This is a genomic window from Nakamurella sp. (genome assembly GCF_048594475.1).
Lineage (GTDB): Bacteria > Actinomycetota > Actinomycetes > Mycobacteriales > Nakamurellaceae > Nakamurella.
In genome coordinates this window covers 1-23,525 of the sequence record NZ_JBMDXT010000261.1, presented here as the reverse complement: position 1 = coordinate 23,525, position 23,525 = coordinate 1, and the positions used below count along the sequence as shown (strand labels likewise).

Genomic DNA, 23,525 nt, shown 5'->3' with positions numbered 1-23,525 from the left:
GGACGGCTGCGCTCCCCGACGGCAGGCGGGGCGGTCGATCACCCGGGGCGGTCCGGGTCGCCGGACGGGGTGCGGGGCGGGGCCCGGGCCGGGCGGACGGGGCCGGCGCGGTCCGGGTCAGGGTGCCGGTGGCGGACCGGGCGGGGTCGGCCCAGCCGGCGGCGGCAGCCGCGACCCGACCAGCGCGTGGTCGAGAATCACCGCGGGGAGCCGAATGTCGTGATGCCGACCCGGGCGGCGGGATTCGATCGATCCGGGAGTCCCAGGACGGGACCGGCGTCCGGCCCGATGGCCGGGGAGCGGGCCGAGACGGCCTCGCGGCGAACGGTTCCCGGACGGGTTCGGCCGTCCGGGGGCGGGCAGCGGGCCGGGGCCGCGGATCGGGTGACGCACTCCAGGGGTCGACCGGACGCGCCGACACGCGCGCGGGGTCTCGAGGCTGGTGCCGAGTGGTCGCCATGGTGATCCGGGTTCCCTCCGCCGGCTGGTACCCGCTCGGCACCGGGTCGTGCGACCCGGTGCCGAGCGCTGTCGTTCCGCGTGCGGTCAGCTGTGGACGCTGACCCGGCGGCGGCGCAGGCCGACCGCACCGGCGGTGGCCAGGGCCAGGCCCAGCCCACCGGCCAGCACGAGGCCGGACGAACCGCTCTCCTCGTCGGCCGCCCCGAAACCGCCGGTCCCGGCGGGGACGCCGGTCGGCACGGCCGAGCCGGCCGTGTACGTCAGGGGGACGACCGCCGCGTAGGCCAGCCCGGTGGCCGGATCCTCGGACGCCGCGGCCAGCGCGATCGTGTCGCCCTCCGAATCCACCTCGGGGATCGGCACCGTCAGGCTGAACGATCCGTCCTCCGCGGTCTGGGTGGTGCCCAGCACCGCGCCCATCTCCTGGTCCGTGGCGATGCCCACCGTGACCTCGAGCGTGGCGCTCGGCGGCGTCGGGTCACCGTCGGCGGCACACCCGGAGAAGTGCTGCCCGGTCACCACGATCAGGGTTCCGGGCGAGACCGTGGACGGTTCCACCGACAACGAGGGCAGCTCGCACGACGGGGAGGCGACCGGCTCGGCCGCACCGGCCGCCGGCGCGGCCATCAGCACGGCAGCCGCGGCGATGCCGGCCACCGCCGCCCCCCGTTTGAGTACTCCCCGAGATCTGTGCAGCAACATGACGCCCTCCCTGGTCGATGCGTACGGCGGTGTGCCGGGCGGGCGGAGCGTATGTGGAGTGACAGGTGTGACAGATGTGACACACGGGCAAACTCTCAAGCTCTTCTTAAGGTTTAGCCAGATGGTCCACAGCTGGACCCGACCCGGTTCACGCTGCGCACAGATAGCCCCCGAATGGCCCTGCCGCCTTCACTCTTTCGGTGCTGAATTCCTGCCCGGGCAGCGGCGGAATTCGGCATCAGCACCGAATCAGCACCGAATCAGCACCGAATCAGCCGCGAATCAGCACCGAATCAGCGCCGTCCCCATTCCGGCGCACCGGCGGCGTTGCCCGGTTTTCCGATACCGACCTGGCGCAATCCGGTGCCGTCCAGGTTGATCACCCAGACCTGCGCATCATTGTTTCCGGCGGCATTGATCCGATTCGACAGGAACGCGATCTGCTTGCCGTCCGGCGACGCCGTCGGATCCTGGTCGAAGGCGGTTCCGTCGGTGACCGGGGTCAGCCCCGAGCCGTCCGCCTTGATCTGAAGGATCTGCGCGGACTGGCCGCCACCGCCGTCCTCGGTGGCTCGGCGGAAGATGATCGAGCTGCCGTCGACGCTCCAGATCGGGTCCGTGTCATTGGCTTTCGCACCGGGGGTGGTGATCTGCTTGGGCGTGCCGCTGCCATTGGCCGGTTGCACGTAGAGGGCACCGCCCTGGGCGCCTTCGTCCTGAGTCCCCCAGAACGCCAACGTCTTTCCGTCGGGCGAGTAGGTCGGGTCGTCGAAGGAGCGCAGGCCGGTGTTGATCGTGCTGCGCAGCGTGCCGTCGACGCCGATCAGCACCAGCCGGTTGCCCTCGTCGCCACCCCGGCAGGCGACGGCGATCTCCGTCGGATCGGCCGGATTCCAGGCCGGTCGCTGCGGCGACGGGCAGAAATCGGCGTCGGCGGCCAGCAGCGGACGATCACCGGAACCGTCGGCGGCCATCATGTGCAGCGCATTCTTGTCACCGCCCTGCAGGTAGACGATCGACCCGCGATCCGGCGACAGGGTGGGGTACTGCGACCCGGGCGCATCGGTGGTGATGCGGTCGCCGACGGCCCCGGTGACCGTGTCGACGATGTACATGTCCGGGTTGCCGTCGACGGCCCGGGTCACGATCAGGTCGGTCTCGGGTATCGGCGTCGAGTGGGGCACACCGGGGATGGCGCCCCGGGTGGCGGTCGTCGACCCGGAGGACGCCGGTCCCGACGACGTGGCCGACCCGGACGAGGTCGCGGCGCCCGAGGCGGACGGGGCCGACGCGGCCGTCGACGCCGATCCGGCGGACGTCGATGCCGCGGCGGACGAGAGCACGGAACTCACGCCGGACGGCACCGTCGGCGCGGACGCCGTCCCGCCGACGCTCGCACAGGAGGCGAGCACCAGGGTGGTCGCGGCGATCACGACCGGCAGCGCCGGGCGCCGGGGCGCGCCGGGCCGGGAGGGATCGGTGGCCCGCAGCGCTCTACGCCGTCCGTGCGACATGCGCCCATTCTGCCAGCCGGGATGATCATCCAGCCAGCCCCGACCGCGATCAGGACCCCGGCTACCTGCGACGATGCACGATGATGGACGAAGACTCTGCCCCTATGGGCAACACCGGAGGCCGCCGCCGGTACCCGGCCGCCCGTCCGTGCCGTTCGGCCCCCCACCCCCGGGTGCGCCCGTCGGGACCCCATGGCTCCGCCGGATCGTCGCGGGGTCGAGGCCCGGTCGTCGCCGGGTCGTCGCCCGGTCGTCGCCGAGTTGTCGCCGGCCGGCCCCTGATGTACCTTCATCGGGCACGACCGAGGGGGATGCGCACTTGGGGCGCCTTGCCAGGTTCAATTCCTGGGTCCTCCACCAGGATTCACGCACCAACTTCATGCAGTGGCGGTACGGACAGGCGCGACCCACGGGTCGCGCCTGTGGCGTCGGTGGACCACCGGACCGGCGCCCGCGCCGGCGCTCTGTTCACTCACGCCGGCGCCGATCCCGCGCTCGCGGGTTCGCCCGGCCGTGATCACCGGCTTCGGCGCGGCCGCCGGCGACGCCATCGCGGTCTGATGCACCGGACGTTCGTCCGGGCCGGGCCCGATCCGATGGCCGGATCGCACCCGCCGGATCGGCCGACGCGGGGCGCCGGACTCGGCGCCGTCCCGGTCATCGCTCGGCGGGGCCGGCCGGACGTTCCCGACCGGCGGCCCGTCGCGGCTGCGGTCGGCCAAGGCCGACCGCCTCGCGGCCGGGTTCCGATCCGGTGCCGATCGGGACGAGCGACGGCGCCGGTCCCGCGCACCCCCCGAACGGGTAGTTAGCGTCTCTCACCGAGTTCGCGTGCCGACGATCGCCCGACCCGCGGCGGGTCCGGTCAAGGGCGGAAGGTCCTGACTCCGCGCACCCTTCCGCGCTACCCATTCGTGACGAAAACGCTACTGAAATGCGACGTGTCGCGCTAAACCGGTTAGGCGAGATTACCGCGCGCGCACTCGCGAAGTCCGGTCTAGGGTCAAGATCACCTACGCCCAAAAGTGGCGAAATCGCCCGAAGGGGGGACATCCGTGTCCGCACCGTCCGAGACGACAAGCGCATCCGCGTCAGGCACTCGCGTCACCTTGCTGGCCCCGGTCACCGGGGTCCTCGTCCCGATCGAACAGGTGCCCGATCCGGTGTTCGCCGGCCGCATGGTCGGCGACGGAGTGTCGATCGACCCGCTGGAGAACACCCTGGTCGCACCGTGCGACGGCGAGGTCGTGCACCTGCACCCGTCGTTGCACGCCCTGACCATCCGCTCCCCCGAGGGGTTGGAGGTGCTCACCCACATCGGCCTGGACACCGTCCGGATGCGGGGTGAGGGGTTCGAGGTGCGGGTCAAGGTCGGCGACCAGGTCAGCGCGGGCGACCCGCTGATCGTCTTCGATCTGGACCTGGTGGCCACCCAGGCCAAGAGCCTGCTGACCCAGATGGTCATCGCCAACACCGCGGACATGCTCTCCGGCCTCGAACCGGCCACCGGCTTCGTCACCGCCGGACGCGACGTGTGCGCGACCGCGATCCTGGCCGTTCCGGCCGAGCCGGTCGAAGGCGCGGCGGCCCGGCAGCCGGGCAAGAAGGTCACGTCCGACGCGATCATCGTCCCGAACCCGGTCGGCCTGCACGCCCGCCCGGCGTCCGTGCTGTCCAACCTGGCCGCGCAGTACGAGAGTGACGTGACACTGATCCGCGGTGAGGATCAGGGCAACGCCAAGAGCGTCATGGCGATCATGGGCATGGAGGTGCGGTTCCGGGACAAGGTGCGGATCAGCGCCTACGGCGCCGACGCCGAAGCCGCGGTCAACGACATCGCCGAACAGCTCCGCCTCGGGCTGGGCGAGGAGGGTGCCGTGCCGATCGAGGAGGGCGGCGAGGAGCACGCGCCGGCCGCCCCGGTCGCCGCGGTGGCCCCGGCCCCGCGCCGCCGGTCGGACGACCCGAACGTGCTGCTGGGCGTCTCCGCCTCTCCCGGTCTCGGCGTCGGCACCGTGCTGCAGATCCGGCACGAGGAGATCGAGGTCGAGGAGAACTCCAACGACCGGCATCGGGAGCGGCGCCGGCTCAACGACGCGATCGACCGGTCGGCCGTGCAGCTGACCGCGCTGGAGGACCGGCTGGCCGCACAGGCCGACGCGGAGAAGGCCGCGATCTTCGCCGCGCACCGCGAGATCCTGCGCGATCCCGAACTGCTCGACCTGGCCAGCAGCGCGATCGACAAGGGCAAGACCGCGGCGTACGCGTGGCGCGCGGCCTACACCAACTACGCCGACAAGCTGGCCGGGCTCAAGAACGAGGTGCTGGCCGGTCGGGCCATCGACGTGCGCGACGTCGGCTCCCGGGTGCTGGAGGAGATCACCGGGCAGCGCCGCGAGAAGGCGCTGATCCCGCCGGGTTCCATTCTGGTCGCGGAGGACCTGACCCCGTCGGACACCGCCTCGCTCGACCCGTCGAAGGTGGCCGGCTTCTGCACCACGGCCGGCGGGGCGTCCTCCCACGTGGCGATCCTGGCGCGGGCCCTGGACATCCCGGCCGTCGCCGGCATCGAACCGCGGGCGCTGGACATCCCGGAGGGCACCCGCGTCATCCTCGACGGCGCCAAGGGCACCCTGCGGCAGAACGTGACCGAGGAGGAGGTGGCCCGGATCCGGGCCCGCCAGGAGCGCCAGGCGCAGCGGCGGGCGATCGAGCTGGAGCACGCCGACGAACCGGCGACGACCACCGACGGCCATCACGTCGAGGTGGTCGCCAACATCGGCGGCCTGGAGGACGCGCAGGCCGCGATGACCAAGGGCGCGGAGGGCGTCGGGCTGCTCCGGTCCGAGTTCGTCTTCATGGACCGCCGGACGGCGCCGACCGAGGACGAGCAGGCCCAGATCTACACCGACATCGCCAAGGCGCTCAAGCCCGGCCAGCCGCTGGTGATCCGGACGCTGGACGTCGGCGGCGACAAGCCGCTGCCCTACCTGCCGATCGCCCCGGAGGAGAACCCCTTCCTGGGCCAGCGCGGGGTCCGGGTCGGGCTCGACCGACCGGAGATCCTGCGCACCCAGGTGCGGGCCATCCTGCGGGCCACCGAGGCCGGCGCCAAGATCAACGTGATGTTCCCGATGATCTCCACCATCGAGGACTTCCGGCTGGCCAAGGCCATCTTCGAGGAGGAGCGGCACGCCCTCGGAGTGCCCGCGGTGCCGGTCGGGATCATGTGCGAGGTGCCCTCCACCGCGGTGATGGCGCACCAGTTCGCGGCCGAAGTCGACTTCTTCTCGGTCGGGACGAACGACCTCACCCAGTACACCCTGGCGATGGACCGGGGCCACCCCAAGCTGGCCCCGCAGGTGGACGCGCTCAACCCGGCCGTGCTGGGCCTGATCGCCGAGTGCGTCCGCGGTGCGCATGCCGCCGGCCGGTGGGTCGGGGTCTGCGGCGGCGCGGCGTCCGACGTGCAGGCGGTGCCGCTGCTCGTCGGCATCGGCGTGGACGAACTGTCGGTGAGCGTGCCGGCCATCCCGTCGGTGAAGGCGCTCATCCGCTCGCTGTCGCTGGAGCGCTGCCAGGAGCTGGCCGCACAGGCACTCGGGGCCGAGTCGGCCGCCGCGGTGCGCGCCCTGGTCCCCCTCGATGACGACTGACCCGGCGATGACCGGCTTCCCTCGAACCCCGGCCACCACGACAGTGGAAGGACTCCCGGCATGACCACCACCCTGGACAAGGCCCCGGCGGCACAGCCGGCCCAACCGGCCCCGAACAAGCTCAAGGAGATCTGGAGCAACTTCTTCGGCTTCCTGCAGAAGCTGGGCAAGTCCCTGATGCTGCCGGTCGCCGTGCTCCCGGTCGCCGGCATCCTGCTCGGCGTCGGCGGCGCCTTCCTGGGCAACTACAACCAGCAGGCCATCGACGCCGGCTACTGCACCGTCGACGGGGTCGCCTTCGCCGGCGACCATCTCGCCTGCCTGGCCAACCCGCCGGCCGTCGTCGTCGGCGACCCGGTGGCCGCCGGCATCATCGCCGAACCGCTCTACGTATTCCTCAAGATCCTTCAGAACGCCGGCGACCCGGTTTTCGGCGCGCTCGGCCTGATCTTCGCGGTCGGCGTCGCGCTGGGCATCGCCAAGAACGACGGTGTCTCGGCGCTCGCCGCGACCGTCGGCTACCTGGTGATGACCGCCACCATCGGCACGGTCGCCGTCGCCCGCGGCATCGAGACCAAGGCGGTGCTGGGCCTGCAGACCCTGGACACCGGCGTGTTCGGCGGCATCATCATCGGCATCATCGCCGGGTACCTGTTCAACCGCTTCTACCGGATATCCCTGCCGCCGTATCTCGGGTTCTTCGCCGGGAAGCGGTTCGTGCCGATCGTCACCGCGTTCGCGGCCATCGGCGTCGGCATCGCGCTCGGCTTCATCTGGCCCCCGATCGGCGACTTCATCAAGAACACCGCCAGCGAGGTCATCAGCGCCAACGCCCCGGTCGCGGTGTTCGTCTACGCCCTGGTCGAGCGCGCCCTGCTGCCGTTCGGCCTGCACCACATCTGGAACGCGCCGTTCTTCTACGAGGTCAACATCGGCAACTGGGCCGACTGCAGCGGCATCCTGACCTGCTTCTTCCGGGGCCACCCGGAGTCCGGCATCTTCGGCGGCGGGTTCCTGGGCAAGATGTTCGGCCTGTGCGGCGCCGCGCTGGCCATCTACGTCTGCGCCAAGCCGCAGAACAAGGTCAAGATCGGCTCCATCATGATGGCGGCCGCGCTGACCACGTTCCTCACCGGCATCACCGAGCCGCTGGAGTTCGCGTTCCTGTTCGTCGCCCCGCTGCTGTACGTCGCGCACGCGCTGATGTATGCCACCGGCTTCACCGTGATGTACCTGCTCGGTGGGCGCCTGGGGTACACGTTCTCCCAGGGCGGCATCGACTATGTGCTGTTCTACGCCAACGGCATCAAACCCTGGCTGGTGCTGGTGGTCGGGCCGATCTGGTTCCTGCTCTACTTCGCCGTCTTCTACGGCCTGATCAAGCTGTTCAAGATGAAGACACCGGGCCGGGAGGACGACGAGCCGGACGTCGGCGAGGCCCAGGCGGACGGGGCCAACCGGTTCTCCCAGCAACTGGTGCTGGCCTTCGGCGGCCGGAGCAACATCACCGACCTGGATGCCTGCATCACCCGGCTGCGGGTCGGCGTCGTCGACATCAACAAGGCCAGCCAGAGCAAGCTCAAGGCGCTCGGTGCAGCCGGCGTGCTGGTCGTCGGCAACAACATGCAGGCGATCTTCGGCACCCGGTCGGAGAACCTGAAGACCGACATCGAGGAGTACCTCAAGACGGCCGGTGACGAGGCCGAGCTCGGCGCGGACCAGATCGAGGAAGTGGTGTACGACGAGCCGGGCACCAAGCCCAAGCTGCGCGATCCGCTGGCCGCCGAGAAGGCCCGCGACTTCATCGCCGGTCTCGGCGGGCGGGCCAACATCGGCAAGGTCGAGGCCGCCGCCGAGACCCGGCTCCGGGTCAAGGTCAAGGACGCGGGCAAGGTCGACGAGGCCGCGCTGCGCAACAGCGGCATCGCCGGCGTGGTCAAGGTCGGTGACGGTCTGTACCACCTGATCGCCGGGGCCAACGCCGACCAGTACGCCGCCGAGATGCGGGGCCAGCTGACGGCCGTCCCCGCCTGACAGGGATCTTTCAGATTCTTCTCATGCCCCGTCCGGTGTGAACCCGCACCGGACGGGGCATTGTCACGTCGGGCCGGCCACCGACCGGGCCGGCCCGCCGACGAGAGGAGCCGATAATGGGTTTGGACGACAAGGCCGCCAACACGGGCCAGGACCTGGGTGGCAAGGTCAAGGAGGCCGCCGGCAAGGTGACCGGTGACCGCGACCTCGAGGCCGAGGGCAAGGGCGACCAGGCCGCGGCCAGCGTGAAGCAGGCCGGCGAGAAGGTCAAGGACGCGGTCAAGAACGTCTTCAACTGATCGTTCCGCACGCCGAACGCCCCGAGCCGGAAACCGGCTCGGGGCGTTCGCGTTGGTGCTGGGGTCCCGTGCGTTCCGGGGTCCCGGGCGTCCCCGGGCCCGGGCGTCCCGGGGCCCGGGCGTCTCGGGTCCCGGGGGGGCTTGGCGACGGGTGGGTAGCGCGCCGCCCGATGGTCCGCGAGGTCAGCGGGTGCGGCTCCGGCGCACCTTCTCGACCAGCATCTTCGACGGGTACACCCGCCGCTTGGTCCGGCCGTTGCGACGGAACTTGATGCGGGTCAGGCCCAGCCCGCGCACCGGCGACAGCGGGCTCTGGTCCGCCTCGATCTGCTCGACCCGCTCCAGGGTCACCGTCTCGTCGGCCAGCCGGATCATCGTGCCGGTGCTGACGGCGGAGAGTTCGGTCAGCGTGCTGCTGCTGTCAAAGGTCCTTTCGTGTGTGTTCATGACCGTAGGACGTCGACACCCATGACGGAGTTGGGACTTCGTGCGCCACCTCACGTCGGCCCCACCCCCTCCTCAGCACAATCCCCTCCCCCTCTGGCCCGGCCCCCTGACCCCTTTCCCGCGCGGCCCCCTGCCCGCCCGGCCCTCCCCGCCCGGCCCTCCCCGCCCGCCCGGCCCTCCCCGCCCGCGCGGATCAAATAGCCCGGCGCGGATCAACTCGCGTCATTTGTGACGGGCGGGTCAGGAGTCGACGACTTCATCCGCGCCGACCCTGTTGATCCGCGCGGAACCGGGGCGGTCGAGGCACAGTGGCAGCGGATAGGGCAGCGGATAGGGCAGCGGCTGGGGCAGCGGCAGCGGCAGCGGCAGAAACAGAGGCGGTCGCGGCGGTGGGCCGCACCGCGGGCGGGATCAGGACAGGCAGGCCGAGGCGGCGATCCCGGCGGCGCTCGTCGGCGGGTCGCCGTCCGGGGCGCAGCCGAGGACGGCGTACCGGTCGCCACCCCAGGTGTAGAGCATCCAGACGGCAGCGGCGTCGCCCTGGTCCTGGACCGCGATGGCCAACTCGCCGTCGAGGTCGATGACGGCGGACCGCTCGGTGGCCGACGGGAAGGCATCGTCCCCGGACACGTCCCGCCAGGCGCCGGTGTCGGTGAGCTCGAACGCCGACAGGATCGCCCGCCCGTCATTCTGCCGACCGGTGACCACGCAGCGGCCCTGCGCGCAGGGCAGCACGCCGTCCGCGGGCGCGGGGAACGCCGCCCCGTAGGGCACCCCGATCACGCCGGCGACCTGCCCGTCCGATCCCACCGACAGCAGCAGGCCCCGCCCCGAGCCCGTGCTGACCAGAGCCGCCGACCGGCCGGCGGCCACGTCGCTCCGGGTCGCCACGACGGAGCACCCGTCGCAGTTGGCCAGGGACACGTTCACCCCGTTCCCGGACGGGCTCGCGGGCGCGGCGGCCGGCGGGGCCGCCGCGGTCGTCGCGGGCTCCCCGGCCGGTGCGGGGGCCTCGGCCGGTGCACTCGTCGCGCCGGCCGCATCAGGGGCCGGCGACGCGGCGGACGGGAGGTCGGTCGTCGGCGCCACGGTGCCGGGTGCGGCCGCGTCGGGGCCGGTCCCCAGCTCCGGCACGGTCACCACGAGGGTCGGCCCGGCGATCGACGGGCGGCTGCTGGCCGGCGCGGCCGAGCCGGTCGCCGGCCCCGCGGACCCGGCCGTCGAGGTGGCGTCGGACGAGGTCAGGCTGCCGCTCGCGCAGGCGGTGAGCAGCAGCGCACACGCCACCGCGCCCACCATGGACAGGGTCCGGTTCACCCGGCCGAACCTACGGCCTCGACGCTCCCGCGGCGGCGGTGACACTCCCGGCGGCCACCTGCAGGAACTCGTCGAACGCCGCCGGATCGGCCAGCGCATCCCGGGAGACCGCGGCGTCCACGGCCATCCCGCCGAGGATGCGCTTGACCGGCACCTCGCACTTCTTGCCGTTGAGGGTGCGCGGCACGGACGCCACCGGCACGATGACGCCGGGCACGTGCCGCGGGGACAGTTCGGTGCGGATCGCCTTCTTCAGCGCGGCGGTGACGGCGGCCCCGTCGCCGCCCGGCGCCAGCACGACGAACAGCAGCAGATCCCCCTCGCCGGCGGCCGTCGACGTGTCGACCACCAGCGAATCGGCGACCTCGGGCAGCGATTCGACGACGCGGTAGAACTCGGCCGTGCCCATCCGGACCCCGCCCCGGTTCAGGGTCGCGTCGGACCGGCCCTCGATGACGCACGAACCGCGGCCGGTGATCCGGATCCAGTCGCCGTGCCGCCAGATCCCCGGGTACTCGGCGAAGTACGAATCGCGGAGCCGGGCCCCGTCCTCGTCACCCCAGAAGAACACCGGCATCGACGGCATGGGCGCGGTGATCACCAGCTCACCGACCTCGTCGACGAGCGGCTCGCCGGTCGGCGAGTACGACTCGACCTTGGCGCCCAGCGCCCGGCAGGAGATCTCGCCGAGCCAGACCGGGACGGTGGGGGCACCGCCGACCACGCCCGTGCACACGTCGGTGCCACCGGAGAACGAGGCGATCTGGATGCCCGACCCGACCTCGTCGGCCAGCCAGCGGAACCCGCTGGTGGACAGCGGCGAGCCGGTGGAGCCGATCGCCCCGATGCTGGTCAGGTCCAGTTCGGCGGCCGGACGCAGCCCGGCCTTCTGGCAGGCGGCCACGAACGGCGCGGACGTGCCGAACAGGGTCACCCGGTGCTTCTCCGCCAGCTTCCACAGCGTCATCAGGTCCGGGTGTCCGGGGCTGCCGTCGTACAGAACGACGGTCGCGTTGACCAGCAGGCCGCCGATGAGGAAGTTCCACATCATCCAGCCGGTGGTGGTGAACCAGAGGAACCGGTCGCCACGGCCCAGGTCCCAGTGCAGGCGCAGGGACTTGAGGTGTTCCACCAGGATGCCGCCGACGGAGTGCACGATCGGCTTGGGCAATCCGGTCGTGCCGGACGAATACAGCACCCAGAGCGGGGCGGAGAACGGGACCGGGGTGAACACCGGCTCGGCCGGCGTCGCGGTGAGCTCGTCCCAGGTGATCATGCCGTCCGGCGCCGCCGTGCCGATCGCCGGGATGTGGACCGCTCCGGCCAGGGTCGGCAAAGACTCCCGCAGCTTGGCGACCGTCTCGGCGACGGGGAACGACTTGCCGCCGTAGCGGTAGCCGTCCACGGCCAGCAGGACCGTCGGGGAGATCTGGGTGAACCGGTCGATGACCGACGGCGCCCCGAAATCCGGGGAGCACGACGACCAGACGGCGCCCAACGACGCGGTCGCGAGGAAGCCGACGAGGGCGTGCAGGGTGTTGGGCACCAGGGCGACCACCCGGTCACCCTGGCCGACGCCCAGCCGGCGCAGCCCCTCCTGGGCGGCGCCGACCCGCTGCCGCAGCTCGGCAAGCGTCAGCAGCTCCTCGCGGCCGTCCTCGGTGACGGCGATGACGGCCGGATCACCGGGCTCGCCGGCGTCACCGGCGCCGGCCAGGGCGTGCTCGGCGTAGTTGAGCGTGCCGCCCGGGAACCACTGGGCGCCCGGCATGACCGCCTCGGGCAGCACCTCGGTGGGCCGGTCGTGCCACCGGACCTGGAAGTAGTCGGCGATCGCACCCCAGAAGTCGGCCGGATCGCTCGTCGAGTAGTCCCACAGGGTGGCGTAGTCGGAGAAGCTCCGGCCGGTCCGGTCGGCCACGAAGGAGGTGAAGTCGGTGATGGCCGCCCGCTCGACCCGCTCCGGCGTCGGCGTCCACAACACCTCGGGAACCACATCGTTTCCAGTCATTGGATGTTTGTACCCGGCGGCCCGGGCGGAACGGTATATGTCGTTCACACATCGAATCGCGCTCACGGTGTGGTGATGTGCTGCTTGGGCCGCCTGGCCTGCTCCGCCGATGGTGGCCTCGCATGCTCGGCCAACTAGGGTCGGGGACGGCCGCGACCGGGTGGTGCGGCGCAGGGTGGAGGACACGATGACGGTGCGGATCCGGTCGGCGCTGGACACGCTCCCCGCGTACGCGCCTGGGCGCAACGTGCCGGGGGCGATCAAGCTCGCCTCCAACGAGCTCTCCTTCCCCACGCTGCCGGCGGTCGCCCAGGCCATCGCGGACGCGGCCGTGCACGAGTCCGCCGGGATCAACCGGTACCCGGACAACGGGGCGGCCGCCCTGATCACCGCGCTCGCCGAGCACAGCGGGGCCCCGGAATCCCATCTCGTCGCCGGGTGCGGGTCGGTGGCCCTGTGCCAGCAGCTGGTCCAGGCGACCGCCGAACGGGGCGACGAGGTGCTGTTCGGCTGGCGCTCGTTCGAGGCCTACCCGATCGTCACCCAGATCACCGGGGCCACCGCCGTCCGGGTGCCGGTGACCGCCGGCCACGAGCTGGACCTGGACGCCATCGCCGCGGCGATCACCCCCGCGACCCGGTTGATCTTCATCTGCACCCCGAACAACCCGACCGGCACGACCGTGCGGCGCGACGAGTGGGAGTCGTTCCTGGACCGGGTGCCGGACGACGTGCTGGTCACCATCGACGAGGCCTACACCGAGTTCGACGACGCCCCGGACTCGCCCGACGGCCGGGAGTACGCGACGGTGCGACCGAACGTCGTGGCCCTGCGCACCCTGTCCAAGGCCTACGGGCTGGCCGGACTGCGGGTCGGCTACGCCATCGCCGACCCGGCGGTGGTCGGCGCGATGCGCAAGGTGGCGATCCCGTTCGCGTTGAACTCGCTGGCCCAGGCGGCGGCGCTGGCCGCGCTCGGCGCCAAGGACGAGCTGGCGCCCCGGTGGCGTCAGGTGATCGGCGAACGGGAGCGGGTGCACGCGGCGCTCACCGCACTCGGCTACACGGTGCCGGTGTCCCGGGCGAACTTCGTCTGGCTGCCGCTGCGCGAACGGTCGGCGGACTTCGCCGCCCACACCGAATCGCACAAGGTGATCGTCCGCGCCTTCGCCGACCCCACCGGCGGCGTCCGGGTCACCATCGGCGCCCCGCACGAGAACGACGCCTTCCTGGCCGCGGCCGCGTCTTTCCCGCGCTGACCCGGGCCCACGCCGACCGGTCAGCGCCGTCGCCGGGCCCGTTCCGGCGTGCGCTGATCGAAGACCCGGATCAGGCGCCGAAATGCCCGATTCGGTGGGTGTTCGATCAGCGCACCACCCCGGGACCGGCCGGCGCGCGACCGCGCCTCCCTGCTACACCGGTGCCATGACAGTGCAGCGCATCCGCTCGGGCTCGCCGTACGAGCCGACGATCGGCTTCTCCCGGGCCGTCCGGGTCGGTGACCGGGTGCTCGTCTCCGGCACCGGGCCGGTCCGGCCGGACGGGTCGTGCCCGACCGACCCTGGTGAGCAGGCCCGCCGCTGCATCGAGATCATCGCCGAGGCCCTGGGCCGGGCCGGCGCGACGCTGGCCGACGTCGTGCGGACAGGCATGTATCTCACCGATGTGACCGCCGCCGAGGCCGTGGGCCGCGTGCACGGGGAGCTGTTCGGCCCGGCCGGCCCGGCGGCCACCATGGTGGTGGTCGCCGGGCTGCTGGACCCGCGCTGGGTCGTCGAGATCGAGGCCGAGGCCTGGCTGTGACCGACCGGCCCACCGCGGACCGGCCCGCCGCCGCCCGGGCGGTCGCCGATCGACCGGGTCAGGAACCGGTCGCCGGGCGCACCACCGCCGCCGTGCCGTAGGCGATCACCTCGGCCAGGTTCTCCGCGACGTCGGACGAGTCGAAGCGCACGCCGAGGACGGCGTTGCCTCCGAGCTGCTGCGCGTGGGCCGCCATCCGCTCCATCGCGGTCTGCCGGGCGGAGTCGACGACCTCGGTGTACTGCGGCACCTCGCCGGCCTTGAGCGACCGGAACCCACCGGTGAAGCCCTTGGCGAAGCCGACGCTGCGAACCACCAGCCCCCAACAGATGCCGATGTTCCGTTCGACCTCGAACCCGGGCAGGTCGAAGGTGGTGGAGCAGGGAAGCGGAACCGGAGCGCTGCCTTCCATGGCAATTCCTCTCGCCGGGTAGCCGGATGACTACGGTGAGCAATCATCGTCGGACCCGCCCATCATCAGGGACGACCCCCGCGACGGCAACGAGCGAATCGCGCTCCGGCTGCGTACGGTCGTTGGTGTGTCTGGCCGCCCCGCCACCCCGCCGGCCGTGCTCGACGCCGTCGTCACGGACCTCGTCGCGCGCGTCGAACCGCCCCTGACCGTCACCCCGGGCCCCTGGCCGGTTCCGCACGGCCGGGCCGGGGTCGGTGACGACGCCCTGCGCGCCCTGCTCGCCGACGACTGGGCCGATACCCGGATGAGCGCCGCCAAGCTGGGCAAGCTGATCGACGCCCAGCTGGTCAGCCGGTACAGCGAACTCGGCGCCGATCACCCGGACGGCCGGGACCTGGGCATCGCCGTGGACGGCGAGACCGTGGGCCGGCTGCTGCTCGACCTGGACGAGGAGCACGCGGCGGACGGGCCGGCCATCGTGCTGGTGGACATCGCCATCCGGCCCGATCGCCAGCGGCAGGGCATCGGCGGCCGGGTGGCCCGCGCCCTGCTGGCGGCCGCGGCGGCCCGCGACCACGCCGTCCGGGCCACCGGGGTCTACGGATCGCCGACGCTGACCTGGCTGCTCGGACTGGGCCTGGTCGACATCGGCGGGGACGCGCTCTACCGGCAGCTCATCTGGGCGGGCGACTGACGGCTCCGGCGCTCGCGGACCGGATCGCCGGACGGGATAGCCGGACCGACCGGCGCTGCGGAGGCGGAGGGATTCGAACCCCCGAGGCTTTGACACCTGGCCGCTTTCAAGGCGGCTTCCTTCGGCCACTCGGACACGCCTCCGGGCGGGAGTCTACTGGCCCGGCGGAGGCGGCCCGAGCCGTCGGGGAGCCGCGCCCGTGGCGTGGACTGTGATCTGATGAAGCCGCCGCGGAGGTATGGCCCGTAGGGATGAACGGCCGGCCCAGCCGGCCCGGGTCCGGCGACGAACCCCTCACGAGCATCCCCGAGAGGACGGATTCGATGACTGCCACTGCCGCCAGCGGCCGCCCGACGGTGGCCGTGGTCGGGTCGGGCGTGTCCGGGCTGACCGCCGCGCACCTGCTGCAGCGCCGGTACGACGTGCACCTGTTCGAGGCCGACGACCGGCTCGGCGGCCACGCCCACACCCACGACGTCGCGCTGACCGACGGGCGGGTGGTCGGGCTGGACTCCGCGTTCCTGGTGCACAACGATCGGACGTACCCCACCCTGCTCCGGCTGTTCGCCGAGCTCGGGGTGGCCACGCAGGATTCGGACATGTCGATGAGCGTCCAGTGCGGCGGCTGCGGGCTGGAGTACGCGGGCGCGAACGGGTGGCCCGGGCTCTTCGCCCAGCGGCGCTCGCTGGCCCGTCCCCGCTACCTGGCCATGCTCGCGCAGGTCCCGGTGTTCCACCGCCGGGCCCGGGCCGTGCTGGCCGGGGGCGACGACACGCTGACCCTCGGTGAGTTCCTGCGCCGCGGACGGTTCACCGACTACTTCGCCCACCATTTCGTGTTGCCGCTGGTCGCCGCGGTCTGGTCGTGCGGCTTCGAGGGGGCGCGCGGGTACCCGGCCCGGTATCTGTTCACGTTCCTGGAGAACCACGGGGCGCTGTCGGTGAGCGGGTCGCCGCAGTGGCGCACCGTCGTCGGCGGGTCACGGTCGTACGTCGAGCGGGCCGCCAAGGGGTTGAGCGCGGTGCTGACCGCGACCCCGGTCCGGGCCGTCACCCGCCGGGCCGACGCGGTGGAGGTCAGGGACGACGCGGACGTGGTCCGCCGGTTCGACCGGGTGGTGCTGGCCGGTCACCCGGACCAGGCCCTGGCCTTACTGACCGCGCCGACGGCGGACGAGTCGCGGCTGCTCGGGGCGTTCGAGTACCCGCCCAGCAGCGCCCTGCTGCACACCGACTCGTCGGTGCTGCCGGTGGCCGCCGGGGCCCGGGCGTCCTGGAACTACCGGATGGACCACTGCCGGGAGGAACCCGCGCAGGTGCGGATCAGCTACGACATCGGACGCCTGCAGCGCATCGACGACCGGCGCGACTACGTCGTCACCCTGAACGACGACGAGGCCGTCGACCCGTCCACGGTGCTGGCCCGGATGAGCTACGCGCACCCCCGCTACACCCGGGCGTCGGTGGCCGCCCAGCGCGAACTGCACCTGATCAACACCGACCGGCTCGCGTTCGCCGGGGCGTGGCAGGGCTGGGGCTTCCACGAGGACGGCTGCGTCTCCGGGGTCCGCGCCGCCGAGTCGCTGGGCGGCGGCTGGTGACGCTGACCGACCGTTCGGCCGGGACGGGCGCGACGGCGCCGGTCCCGCGGCGGATCGAGCCGCGCATCTACCGGGCCCGGACCACCCACCGGCGCTTCGCGGCGGCGCCGGCCGGGCTGGACCGGCGGTTCGCGTACGGGACCTGCGCGTGGCTCATCGACGTCGATCGACCGCCGGTGCTGCCCCGGCCGCTGCGCCCTCTGCTGCAGTTCCGGGCCGCCGACCATCTGGGTGACCCCGACCGGACCATCGCCCGGAACGCGCGGGACCTGCTCGCCGAGCACGGCCTGACGGCCGACCGGGTCCTGCTGCTGACCTGCCCGCGCACGTTCGGGCACGTGTTCAACCCGCTGTCGGTGTTCTACTGCCTGCGTGGCGGCCCGGGGCCGGCCGGCGCCGACGGCAGCGCCACGGACGAGCTGGTCGCGGTGATCGCCGAGGTGCACAACACGTACGGCGGGCGGCACGTGTACCTGCTGCGACCCGACGACGACGGCGCCGATCATGTCGATAAGGCCTTCTACGTCTCGCCGTTCCTGCCGATGGGCGGGGTGTACACGATGCGCACGCCGCCGCCCGGTGAGCGGCTCGCAGTGACAGTGACGCTCCGTCAGGCCGGCACCACCCGCTTCGTGGCCACCCTGACCGGCGCCGGCGAGCCGCTGACCACCCGCGCGGCGGTCCGGTCGCTGCTGCGCTGGCCCCTGCTCACCCTGCGGACCAGCGCGCTGATCCGCTGGCAGGGCATTCGCCTCTGGCTGCGCCGGGTGCCCGTGCAGCCCCGCCCGCCGGACGCCACCGCGGACGAACGCGGCCGCTGACGCCGGTGCGGCCTCTTCGGGTCGCCCCGCCACGGATCGGGGCGGCCCGCCCGGCGGCGCGGGAGCAGGATTGCCCAGGACACCCCTAAAGTGAGTCACCGCCCGTGCAAACGGGTATCTCGACCTGCGGGTGGTGATCGCGATGAAGTTCAATCCCAACGCACGCCTGGACACCTCACAGGTCCAGGATCGCCGCGGTAGCGGCGGCGGCGGGTTCTCCGGCGGCGGCCTGCGCGGCCTGCCGGGCGGCCGGGGCGGTTTGGCCGTCGGCGGTGGTGGGCTCGGCCTGCTGATCCTGGTCGCGGTCGTGCTGTTCTACATGTTCAGCGGTGGGTCGGGCGGGTCGGGCAGCTCCGCCTCGCCCGGGATCCTGCAGGGCGCGTCGGGCAACAGCACGGTCGACAACAACCAGCTGGCCGCCAGCTGCCGGACCGGCGCCGACGCGAACACCAACGACGACTGCGCGGTCGTCGGCATCGTCAACTCGGTCCAGGCGTACTGGGGCGATGCCTTCGCCGCCTCCGGGGGCACCTACCGGGACGCCGACACCGTCTTCTACAGCGGCTCCACCGGAACCGGGTGCGGGCAGGGTTCGTCGGGCATGGGGCCGTTCTACTGCCCGTCCGACCAGCAGGTCTACATCGACCTGAGCTTCTGGAACAAGTTGCGGACGACGTTCGGGGCCAACGACGCGCTGTTCACCCAGGCCTACGTGGTCGCCCACGAGTACGGGCACCACGTGCAGAACCTGCTGGGCACCAGCAACCGGGTCGGCACGGCGACGGGCGCCACCTCCGGGTCCGTGCGGCTGGAACTCCAGGCGGACTGCTACGCCGGGGTGTGGGCCAAGCACGCCAGCACCGTCCCCGGCGCGGACGGGCAGGTCCTGATCACCGAGATCACCGACGCCGACCTGGCCAACGCCGTCGAGACCGCCGGGGCGATCGGCGACGACTACATCCAGAGCAAGCTCGGCGGCCGCTCCGTCGACCCGTCCCAGTTCAGCCACGGCACCTCGGCGCAGCGGCAGAAGTGGCTCCTCACCGGGTACCGCTCGGGCGACCCGGCGTCCTGCAACACCTTCGACACCAACGACCTGGGCTGACCGGTTGCCCGCGCCCCGCTGATCAACTCGGCGCGGCAGGCGCATTCCGGCCCGGGCGAACGCCGAGTTGATCAGCGTCGCCGGGTCACCGCCGGCTATCAGGCCGGCAGCGGGTTCTCCGGTTCGTCCGGACCGGCCGGACGCGGCCCGGAGAGCACGATCGCCACGCAGACCAGCGCCATGCCCGCCAGCTCCAGGACGGTCGGGATCTGGCCGAGGAACAGCGCCCCGATCAGCGCGGCGGTCACCGGCAGCATCGCCAGCAGGATGGCGAACCGGGCGGCGGTGACGCGTCGCAGCACCAGCTGCTCGAGCACGTACGGGATGACCGAGCTCAACACCGCCACCCCGACGATGGCCGCCGCCCGCGCCGGGTCGGTGACGACCGGCGCGACGGTACCGATGGCCAGCGGCGCCCACACCACGGTCCCGGCGGCCATCCCGACGGCCAACGACGCGATCCCGTCCCGCCGCACCGCGACCCGGCGCCCGAGCAGGATGTACCCGGCCCAGGACACTGCCGAGCCGGTGATCGCGACCAGCCCGATCACCGTGTCGCGGGTGAAGGCCTGGTCGAGCTGGACGCCGGCGAGCAGCACCACTCCGGCGGCGGCCAGGGCGATGCCGACCCGGTCCCGCCAGCCGCGGCCGGTGATGCCGGCGACCGCGACCGGGCCGAGGAACTCGATCGCCACCGCCGTGCCCAGCGGCAGATGCTCGATGGCGATGTAGAAGGACACGTTCATGGTGGCCAGCACGACGCCGAACGCGGCCGCCCCGAGCAGGTCCGACCGGGTCCAGGCCTGCCGCCAGGGCCGGCGCCAGGCCAGCAGCACCACGGCCGACACGGCGATCCGCCACCAGGCCACGGACGCGGCCGGCAGCACGGCGAACAACCCGACGGCCAGGGCCGCGCCGACGTACTGGGTCAGGCCCGAAGTGAGGAAGACGGCGGGCGCCGGAACCCGGTCCGCCAGGCCGCCCCACGACCGACCGCTGGCATCCACGCCGCCGAGTCTGGCAGGGCCGCCCGCCCCCGCCGGCCGCCGGGTTCGCGGTGCTAGGTTCCCCCCGTGCGCACGCCCCCGGTCCCGTCGAGCCGATCATGACCGCCGTCCTGATCGCGATCCCCCTGGCCGTCGCGCTGCTGCTGGCGGCCCTTCCGGTGGTGCTCGTCCCGGTCGCGCTGGCCGCCAAGCGCCCACCGGCGGTCGCCCGGGCGTTCCTGCTCGGCTGGGTGCTGGGCATCCTGCTGGTCGGCGGCGTCGTGCTGGCGCTGATCGACGTGCTGGTGCTGCCGTCGGGCAACGCGACCTGGTTCGCCTACGCCAAGATCGTCATCGGCCTGCTGCTGGTGCTGCTCGGACTGAAGCGGTGGACCGACCGGCGTGAGTCGGACCCCGAACCGCCGGGCTGGCTGGCCGGCGTCGAGTCGATGACGGCTGGACGGTCGTTCGGTCTCGGGCTGCTGCTGGCCACGCTGAACCCGAAGAACCTGGTGCTGGTGGTGGCCGGCGCGACCGCGATCGGGGAGGCGACGCCGGTTCCGGCCCAGCAGATCACGGCCCTGCTGGTCTTCACCGTGGTCGGCAGCCTCGGGGTCGCCGCGCCCGTCATCGCGACCGTCGTGCTGGGCGAGCGCGCCGACGAGCGGCTGGCCGCGGCCGACCGCTGGATGACCTCGCACAGCCCGACGATCGTCAGCATCGTGCTGGTGGTGCTCGGCGTCGTGGTCGCCGTCAACGGCTTCGCCGCCGTCGCGGGGTGACGCTCCGCGCCATCGGGGCGCCATCGGGCCGGCCGGCGGCCGGTCAGAGCCCGAACGCGGACAGGCAGGCCGGCAGGCCCCGGTGCTGCACCATCCAATCGGGGCGAACGAAGGAGGCCCGGTCGACCGTCAGGCGCTGTTCGACGGCCCGCTCGCCGGGCCGCCGCTGCCGAACCTGCGTGCCGTCCGGCCGGTAGCCCAGCTTGCGGGAGACCGCCAGGGAGGCCGCGTTGTCGGTGAACGCCCCGGTGTCCGCCCGGTCGGCCCGCAGGTGGTCGAAAGCGAACTGCAGCACCGCGGAGCGCATCTCGGTGCCGATCCCCTGCCCCTGGTGGGTGCGCCCCAGCCAGGAGCCGGTGCTCACGGTCCGGGTGACGGCGAAGTCCGTCCCCTGCAGCTCCTGCAGCCCGACCAGCACCCCGCGACGGCGGACCATGAACATCACCGACCAGTCGTCGGGAGTGCTGGATGCCCGCCGGGCCCAGTGGAACCGCAGCACGTTCTCGGCCAGCTCCTCCGTCGGCGCGTCCGTCCACGGGACCTGGAACGGCATCACGGCCCGGTCATGGATGCCGGCCAGGATCAGCTCGCACATCTCGGGCAGGTCGGCGTCCTGCAGCGGGGTCAGCATCAGCCGCGGCGTGGCCAGGCGCAGGCCGAACAGCGGCCAGTAGGCGGCCAACGGGGGTGGCGTCGAGCTCACGTCACGCAGCGTGCCGGGTCGTCGCGCGGCCCACAACTCGAACGGCGGTGACCGAACCCTGATCGTCGTCGCCACCGACCCGTGATCCACCCGGTGGGCACCCGAGGAGGCGGGCAGGCCCGGTCGCTACCCTCGGGCGAATGAAGGCGATCGTCGTCGAGCATCCGGGTTCGCCGGCCGAGCTGACCTGGACCGAGGTGCCGGACCCGGAGCCGGCCGCGGACGAGGTGCTGATCGACGTGGCGGCGAGCGCGGTCAACCGGGCCGATCTGCTCCAGGCCGCCGGTCACTACCCGCCTCCGCCGGGCGCGTCGCCGATCCTGGGCCTGGAGTGCTCGGGCACCGTCGCCGCGGTGGGCCGGGACGTCACCGGCTGGACGGTCGGCGACCAGGTCTGTGCCCTGCTCGCCGGCGGCGGGTACGCCGAGCGGGTGGCCGTCCCGGCCGGGCAGGTCCTGCCGGTGCCGGACGGGGTCGACCTGGTCGAGGCCGCGGGTCTGCCCGAGGTCGCCTGCACGGTGTGGTCGAACCTGGTCATGACGGCCGGCCTGCAGGCCGGCCGGACGGTGCTCATCCACGGCGGCGGCTCCGGGATCGGCACCATGGCCATCCAGGTGGCCAAGCAGCTCGGCGCCACGGTCGCGATCACCGCGTCCCGGCCGGCGACCCTGGAACGCTGCCGCGAGCTGGGTGCCGACATCGCGATCGACTACCACGCCGAGGACTTCGTCACCGCCCTCCCGGCGGCCACCGGCGGGCGGGGGGCCGACATCGTGCTGGACGTCATCGGTGCCAAGTACCTGGCCCGCAACATCGCGGTGCTCGCCGACGGCGGCCGGTTGGTCATCATCGGCATGCAGGGCGGCAGCAAGGCCGAGCTCGACATCAACGCGTTGATGCGGCGGCGCGGCGGCGTCATCGGCACGACGCTGCGGTCCCGGCCCGCCACCGGTCCCGGCTCGAAGGCGGAGATCGTCGCCCGGGTGCGGGCCGAGCTCTGGCCACTGATCGCCCGCGGTGCGGTCCGGCCGGTCATCGACTCGGTGGTCGATCTGCCGGACGCCGCCCGGGCGCACCGCCGGGTGGCCGAGGGCGGCCACGTCGGGAAGGTGCTGCTCCGCGCGCCGGGCGGCGCGGGCGTGTCGGAGCCCGCCGACGGGGTACTGAGCCACACGCCGGACCGGGAAGACAAGAGCCGAGGAGATCGATGATGAGTGAAGCGCAAGGGCAGCGGGTCGTGGTGATCGGCCCCGACGGGCAGCCGGTCGGGTACGCCGACGTGCCGGGCCCGGGGACCCAGCCCGACGGCGCGGCCCCGCCGGCCGAGGGCGACGGGCCCGTCGACCCGGCCGACGCCATCGGCGAACCGGCCAAGGTGATGCGGATCGGCACGATGATCAAGCAGTTGCTGGAGGAGGTCAGGGCGGCGCCACTGGACGAGGCGAGCCGGGCCCGGCTGATGCAGGTGCACCAGAAGTCGATCAAGGAGCTCGAATCCGGGCTGACCCCGGACCTGCGGGACGAGCTGGAGCGGCTGTCGCTGCCGTTCACCGAGGACAGCGTGCCCAGCGAGGGCGAGCTGCGGATCGCGCAGGCCCAGCTCGTCGGCTGGTTGGAGGGCGTCTTCCACGGGCTGCAGGCGGCGCTGGTGGCCCAGCAGATGGCGGCCCGCAGCCAGCTGGAGCAGATGCGCCGCAGCCTCCCCCCGGGCCATTCCGGGGCGGAGGCAGCCGGGTCCCCCGGGCCGGGGTCGGGCCAGTACCTGTAGGCATCCGGGGCGGCCTCGCCCGCCCGGCCGGCGCCGGGTCGCGCAGCCACGGCGGGACGGCGGGATCCGGGCCGGCTCGCGCCGGTCCGCGCGGATCCGCGTCGACCCGGACGGGATCCGGTCGGCGTGCCGCCGCGGGCGCGGCGATCGGGTACGGCACCGTGATCGGGTGTCGACACCGACCCGGGCGAGCAGGCCGCAGCGGCTCCCCCGCCTGCTGACCGCCGGCCTGGTCCGTCTCCACGAGATCGCGCTGATCCTGGTCGGGCTGGGCTTCGTCTTCGTCGCCGACGAGGACGAACTCGCCTACCTGGCCGTCTGGGACCTGCTGGCCGTGATCTACGTGGGGATCGGCGCCGTCGTGCTGCGCCGGTCGCGCCGGGCGCCGACCCCGGTCAGCGCCGGC

Annotated in this window: 21 protein-coding genes, 1 tRNA gene and 1 pseudogene; 14 read left to right on the top strand and 9 right to left on the bottom strand. The window is 72.8% G+C overall.

Annotated elements, in window-relative coordinates:
* Positions 1–546: 546 nt before the first annotated feature.
* Complete coding sequence (locus ACOJUF_RS12150) at positions 547–1,164, bottom strand: hypothetical protein (protein WP_420122107.1); 618 nt, start codon at positions 1,162–1,164, stop codon at positions 547–549.
* Positions 1,165–1,457: 293 nt separating this feature from the next.
* Positions 1,458–2,348 (bottom strand): TolB family protein, encoded by an 891-nt coding sequence (locus tag ACOJUF_RS12145; RefSeq protein ID WP_420122106.1) that lies wholly within the window; start codon positions 2,346–2,348, stop codon positions 1,458–1,460.
* 19 nt (positions 2,349–2,367) lie between these two features.
* Between ACOJUF_RS12145 and ACOJUF_RS12140 the strand changes: the two genes are divergently transcribed.
* From ACOJUF_RS12140 to ACOJUF_RS12125, 4 genes are all read left to right on the top strand, one after another.
* Positions 2,368–2,703, top strand: coding sequence for a hypothetical protein (locus ACOJUF_RS12140; RefSeq protein ID WP_420122105.1), 336 nt, complete (start codon positions 2,368–2,370; stop codon positions 2,701–2,703).
* Between the two features lie 1,030 nt (positions 2,704–3,733).
* A complete protein-coding gene (gene ptsP, locus ACOJUF_RS12135) occupies positions 3,734–6,334 on the top strand; it encodes a phosphoenolpyruvate--protein phosphotransferase (RefSeq protein ID WP_420122104.1) in 2,601 nt (866 codons plus the stop codon).
* A gap of 60 nt (positions 6,335–6,394) precedes the next feature.
* Positions 6,395–8,368 (top strand): PTS transporter subunit EIIC, encoded by a 1,974-nt coding sequence (locus ACOJUF_RS12130; protein ID WP_420122103.1) that lies wholly within the window; start codon positions 6,395–6,397, stop codon positions 8,366–8,368.
* Between the two features lie 116 nt (positions 8,369–8,484).
* The gene (locus tag ACOJUF_RS12125) at positions 8,485–8,667 is read left to right on the top strand and encodes a CsbD family protein (RefSeq protein ID WP_420122102.1); all 183 of its coding nucleotides are present in this window, start codon (positions 8,485–8,487) and stop codon (positions 8,665–8,667) included.
* A 183-nt stretch (positions 8,668–8,850) separates the two neighbouring features.
* On the opposite strand, the gene ACOJUF_RS12120 is transcribed toward ACOJUF_RS12125, so the two are convergent.
* From ACOJUF_RS12120 to ACOJUF_RS12110, 3 genes are all read right to left on the bottom strand, one after another.
* Positions 8,851–9,114 carry a hypothetical protein gene (locus tag ACOJUF_RS12120; RefSeq protein WP_420122101.1) on the bottom strand — a complete coding sequence of 88 codons (264 nt, stop codon included), beginning with the start codon at positions 9,112–9,114 and terminating at the stop codon, positions 8,851–8,853.
* A 411-nt stretch (positions 9,115–9,525) separates the two neighbouring features.
* Entirely contained in the window at positions 9,526–10,431 is a 906-nt protein-coding gene (locus ACOJUF_RS12115) for a hypothetical protein (protein ID WP_420122100.1), read from the bottom strand.
* Between the two features lie 10 nt (positions 10,432–10,441).
* Positions 10,442–12,442, bottom strand: coding sequence for an acetoacetate--CoA ligase (locus tag ACOJUF_RS12110; RefSeq protein WP_420122099.1), 2,001 nt, complete (start codon positions 12,440–12,442; stop codon positions 10,442–10,444).
* A 187-nt stretch (positions 12,443–12,629) separates the two neighbouring features.
* Here ACOJUF_RS12110 and hisC point away from each other — a divergent pair, with 187 nt between their 5' ends.
* Both hisC and ACOJUF_RS12100 read left to right on the top strand, forming a co-directional pair.
* A complete protein-coding gene (gene hisC, locus ACOJUF_RS12105; RefSeq protein WP_420122098.1) occupies positions 12,630–13,700 on the top strand; it encodes a histidinol-phosphate transaminase in 1,071 nt (356 codons plus the stop codon).
* Between the two features lie 166 nt (positions 13,701–13,866).
* Positions 13,867–14,244: a RidA family protein gene (locus ACOJUF_RS12100; RefSeq protein ID WP_420122097.1), complete on the top strand. Its 378-nt coding sequence runs from the start codon at positions 13,867–13,869 to the stop codon at positions 14,242–14,244.
* Positions 14,245–14,302: 58 nt separating this feature from the next.
* Here the strand turns inward: ACOJUF_RS12100 and ACOJUF_RS12095 are convergent, their stop codons facing one another.
* Positions 14,303–14,656, bottom strand: coding sequence for a YbjQ family protein (locus tag ACOJUF_RS12095; protein WP_420122096.1), 354 nt, complete (start codon positions 14,654–14,656; stop codon positions 14,303–14,305).
* Between the two features lie 127 nt (positions 14,657–14,783).
* Here ACOJUF_RS12095 and ACOJUF_RS12090 point away from each other — a divergent pair, with 127 nt between their 5' ends.
* Positions 14,784–15,353 (top strand): GNAT family N-acetyltransferase, encoded by a 570-nt coding sequence (locus tag ACOJUF_RS12090; protein ID WP_420122095.1) that lies wholly within the window; start codon positions 14,784–14,786, stop codon positions 15,351–15,353.
* A 58-nt stretch (positions 15,354–15,411) separates the two neighbouring features.
* Here the strand turns inward: ACOJUF_RS12090 and ACOJUF_RS12085 are convergent.
* Positions 15,412–15,496 (bottom strand) — tRNA-Ser (locus ACOJUF_RS12085).
* 180 nt (positions 15,497–15,676) lie between these two features.
* Between ACOJUF_RS12085 and ACOJUF_RS12080 the strand changes: the two genes are divergently transcribed.
* From ACOJUF_RS12080 to ACOJUF_RS12070, 3 genes are all read left to right on the top strand, one after another.
* Entirely contained in the window at positions 15,677–16,954 is a 1,278-nt protein-coding gene (locus ACOJUF_RS12080; RefSeq protein ID WP_420122094.1) for an NAD(P)/FAD-dependent oxidoreductase, read from the top strand.
* Positions 16,951–17,775, top strand: coding sequence for a DUF1365 domain-containing protein (locus ACOJUF_RS12075; protein WP_420122093.1), 825 nt, complete (start codon positions 16,951–16,953; stop codon positions 17,773–17,775). The genes ACOJUF_RS12080 and ACOJUF_RS12075 overlap by 4 nt, the downstream gene beginning before the upstream one ends.
* 142 nt (positions 17,776–17,917) lie before the next feature.
* Positions 17,918–18,880, top strand: coding sequence for a neutral zinc metallopeptidase (locus tag ACOJUF_RS12070; RefSeq protein ID WP_420122092.1), 963 nt, complete (start codon positions 17,918–17,920; stop codon positions 18,878–18,880).
* A 98-nt stretch (positions 18,881–18,978) separates the two neighbouring features.
* Here ACOJUF_RS12070 and ACOJUF_RS12065 read toward each other — a convergent pair whose 3' ends face one another.
* Complete coding sequence (locus tag ACOJUF_RS12065) at positions 18,979–19,887, bottom strand: EamA family transporter (protein WP_420122091.1); 909 nt, start codon at positions 19,885–19,887, stop codon at positions 18,979–18,981.
* 98 nt (positions 19,888–19,985) lie between these two features.
* Here ACOJUF_RS12065 and ACOJUF_RS12060 point away from each other — a divergent pair, with 98 nt between their 5' ends.
* Positions 19,986–20,648, top strand: a complete 663-nt coding sequence (locus ACOJUF_RS12060) for a GAP family protein (RefSeq protein WP_420122090.1) — start codon at positions 19,986–19,988, stop codon at positions 20,646–20,648.
* Positions 20,649–20,691: 43 nt separating this feature from the next.
* Here the strand turns inward: ACOJUF_RS12060 and ACOJUF_RS12055 are convergent, their stop codons facing one another.
* On the bottom strand, positions 20,692–21,351 hold the full coding sequence (locus tag ACOJUF_RS12055; RefSeq protein ID WP_420122089.1) for a GNAT family N-acetyltransferase: 660 nt from the start codon (positions 21,349–21,351) through the stop codon (positions 20,692–20,694).
* Positions 21,352–21,491: 140 nt separating this feature from the next.
* Here ACOJUF_RS12055 and ACOJUF_RS12050 point away from each other — a divergent pair, with 140 nt between their 5' ends.
* The 3 genes and pseudogenes from ACOJUF_RS12050 to ACOJUF_RS12040 form a co-directional block, all read left to right on the top strand.
* A complete protein-coding gene (locus tag ACOJUF_RS12050) occupies positions 21,492–22,562 on the top strand; it encodes an NAD(P)H-quinone oxidoreductase (RefSeq protein ID WP_420122088.1) in 1,071 nt (356 codons plus the stop codon).
* Positions 22,562–23,119, top strand: coding sequence for a bacterial proteasome activator family protein (locus ACOJUF_RS12045; RefSeq protein ID WP_420122087.1), 558 nt, complete (start codon positions 22,562–22,564; stop codon positions 23,117–23,119). The genes ACOJUF_RS12050 and ACOJUF_RS12045 overlap by 1 nt, the downstream gene beginning before the upstream one ends.
* A 169-nt stretch (positions 23,120–23,288) precedes the next feature.
* Positions 23,289–23,525: pseudogene (locus ACOJUF_RS12040) on the top strand (hypothetical protein); the annotation flags it as partial.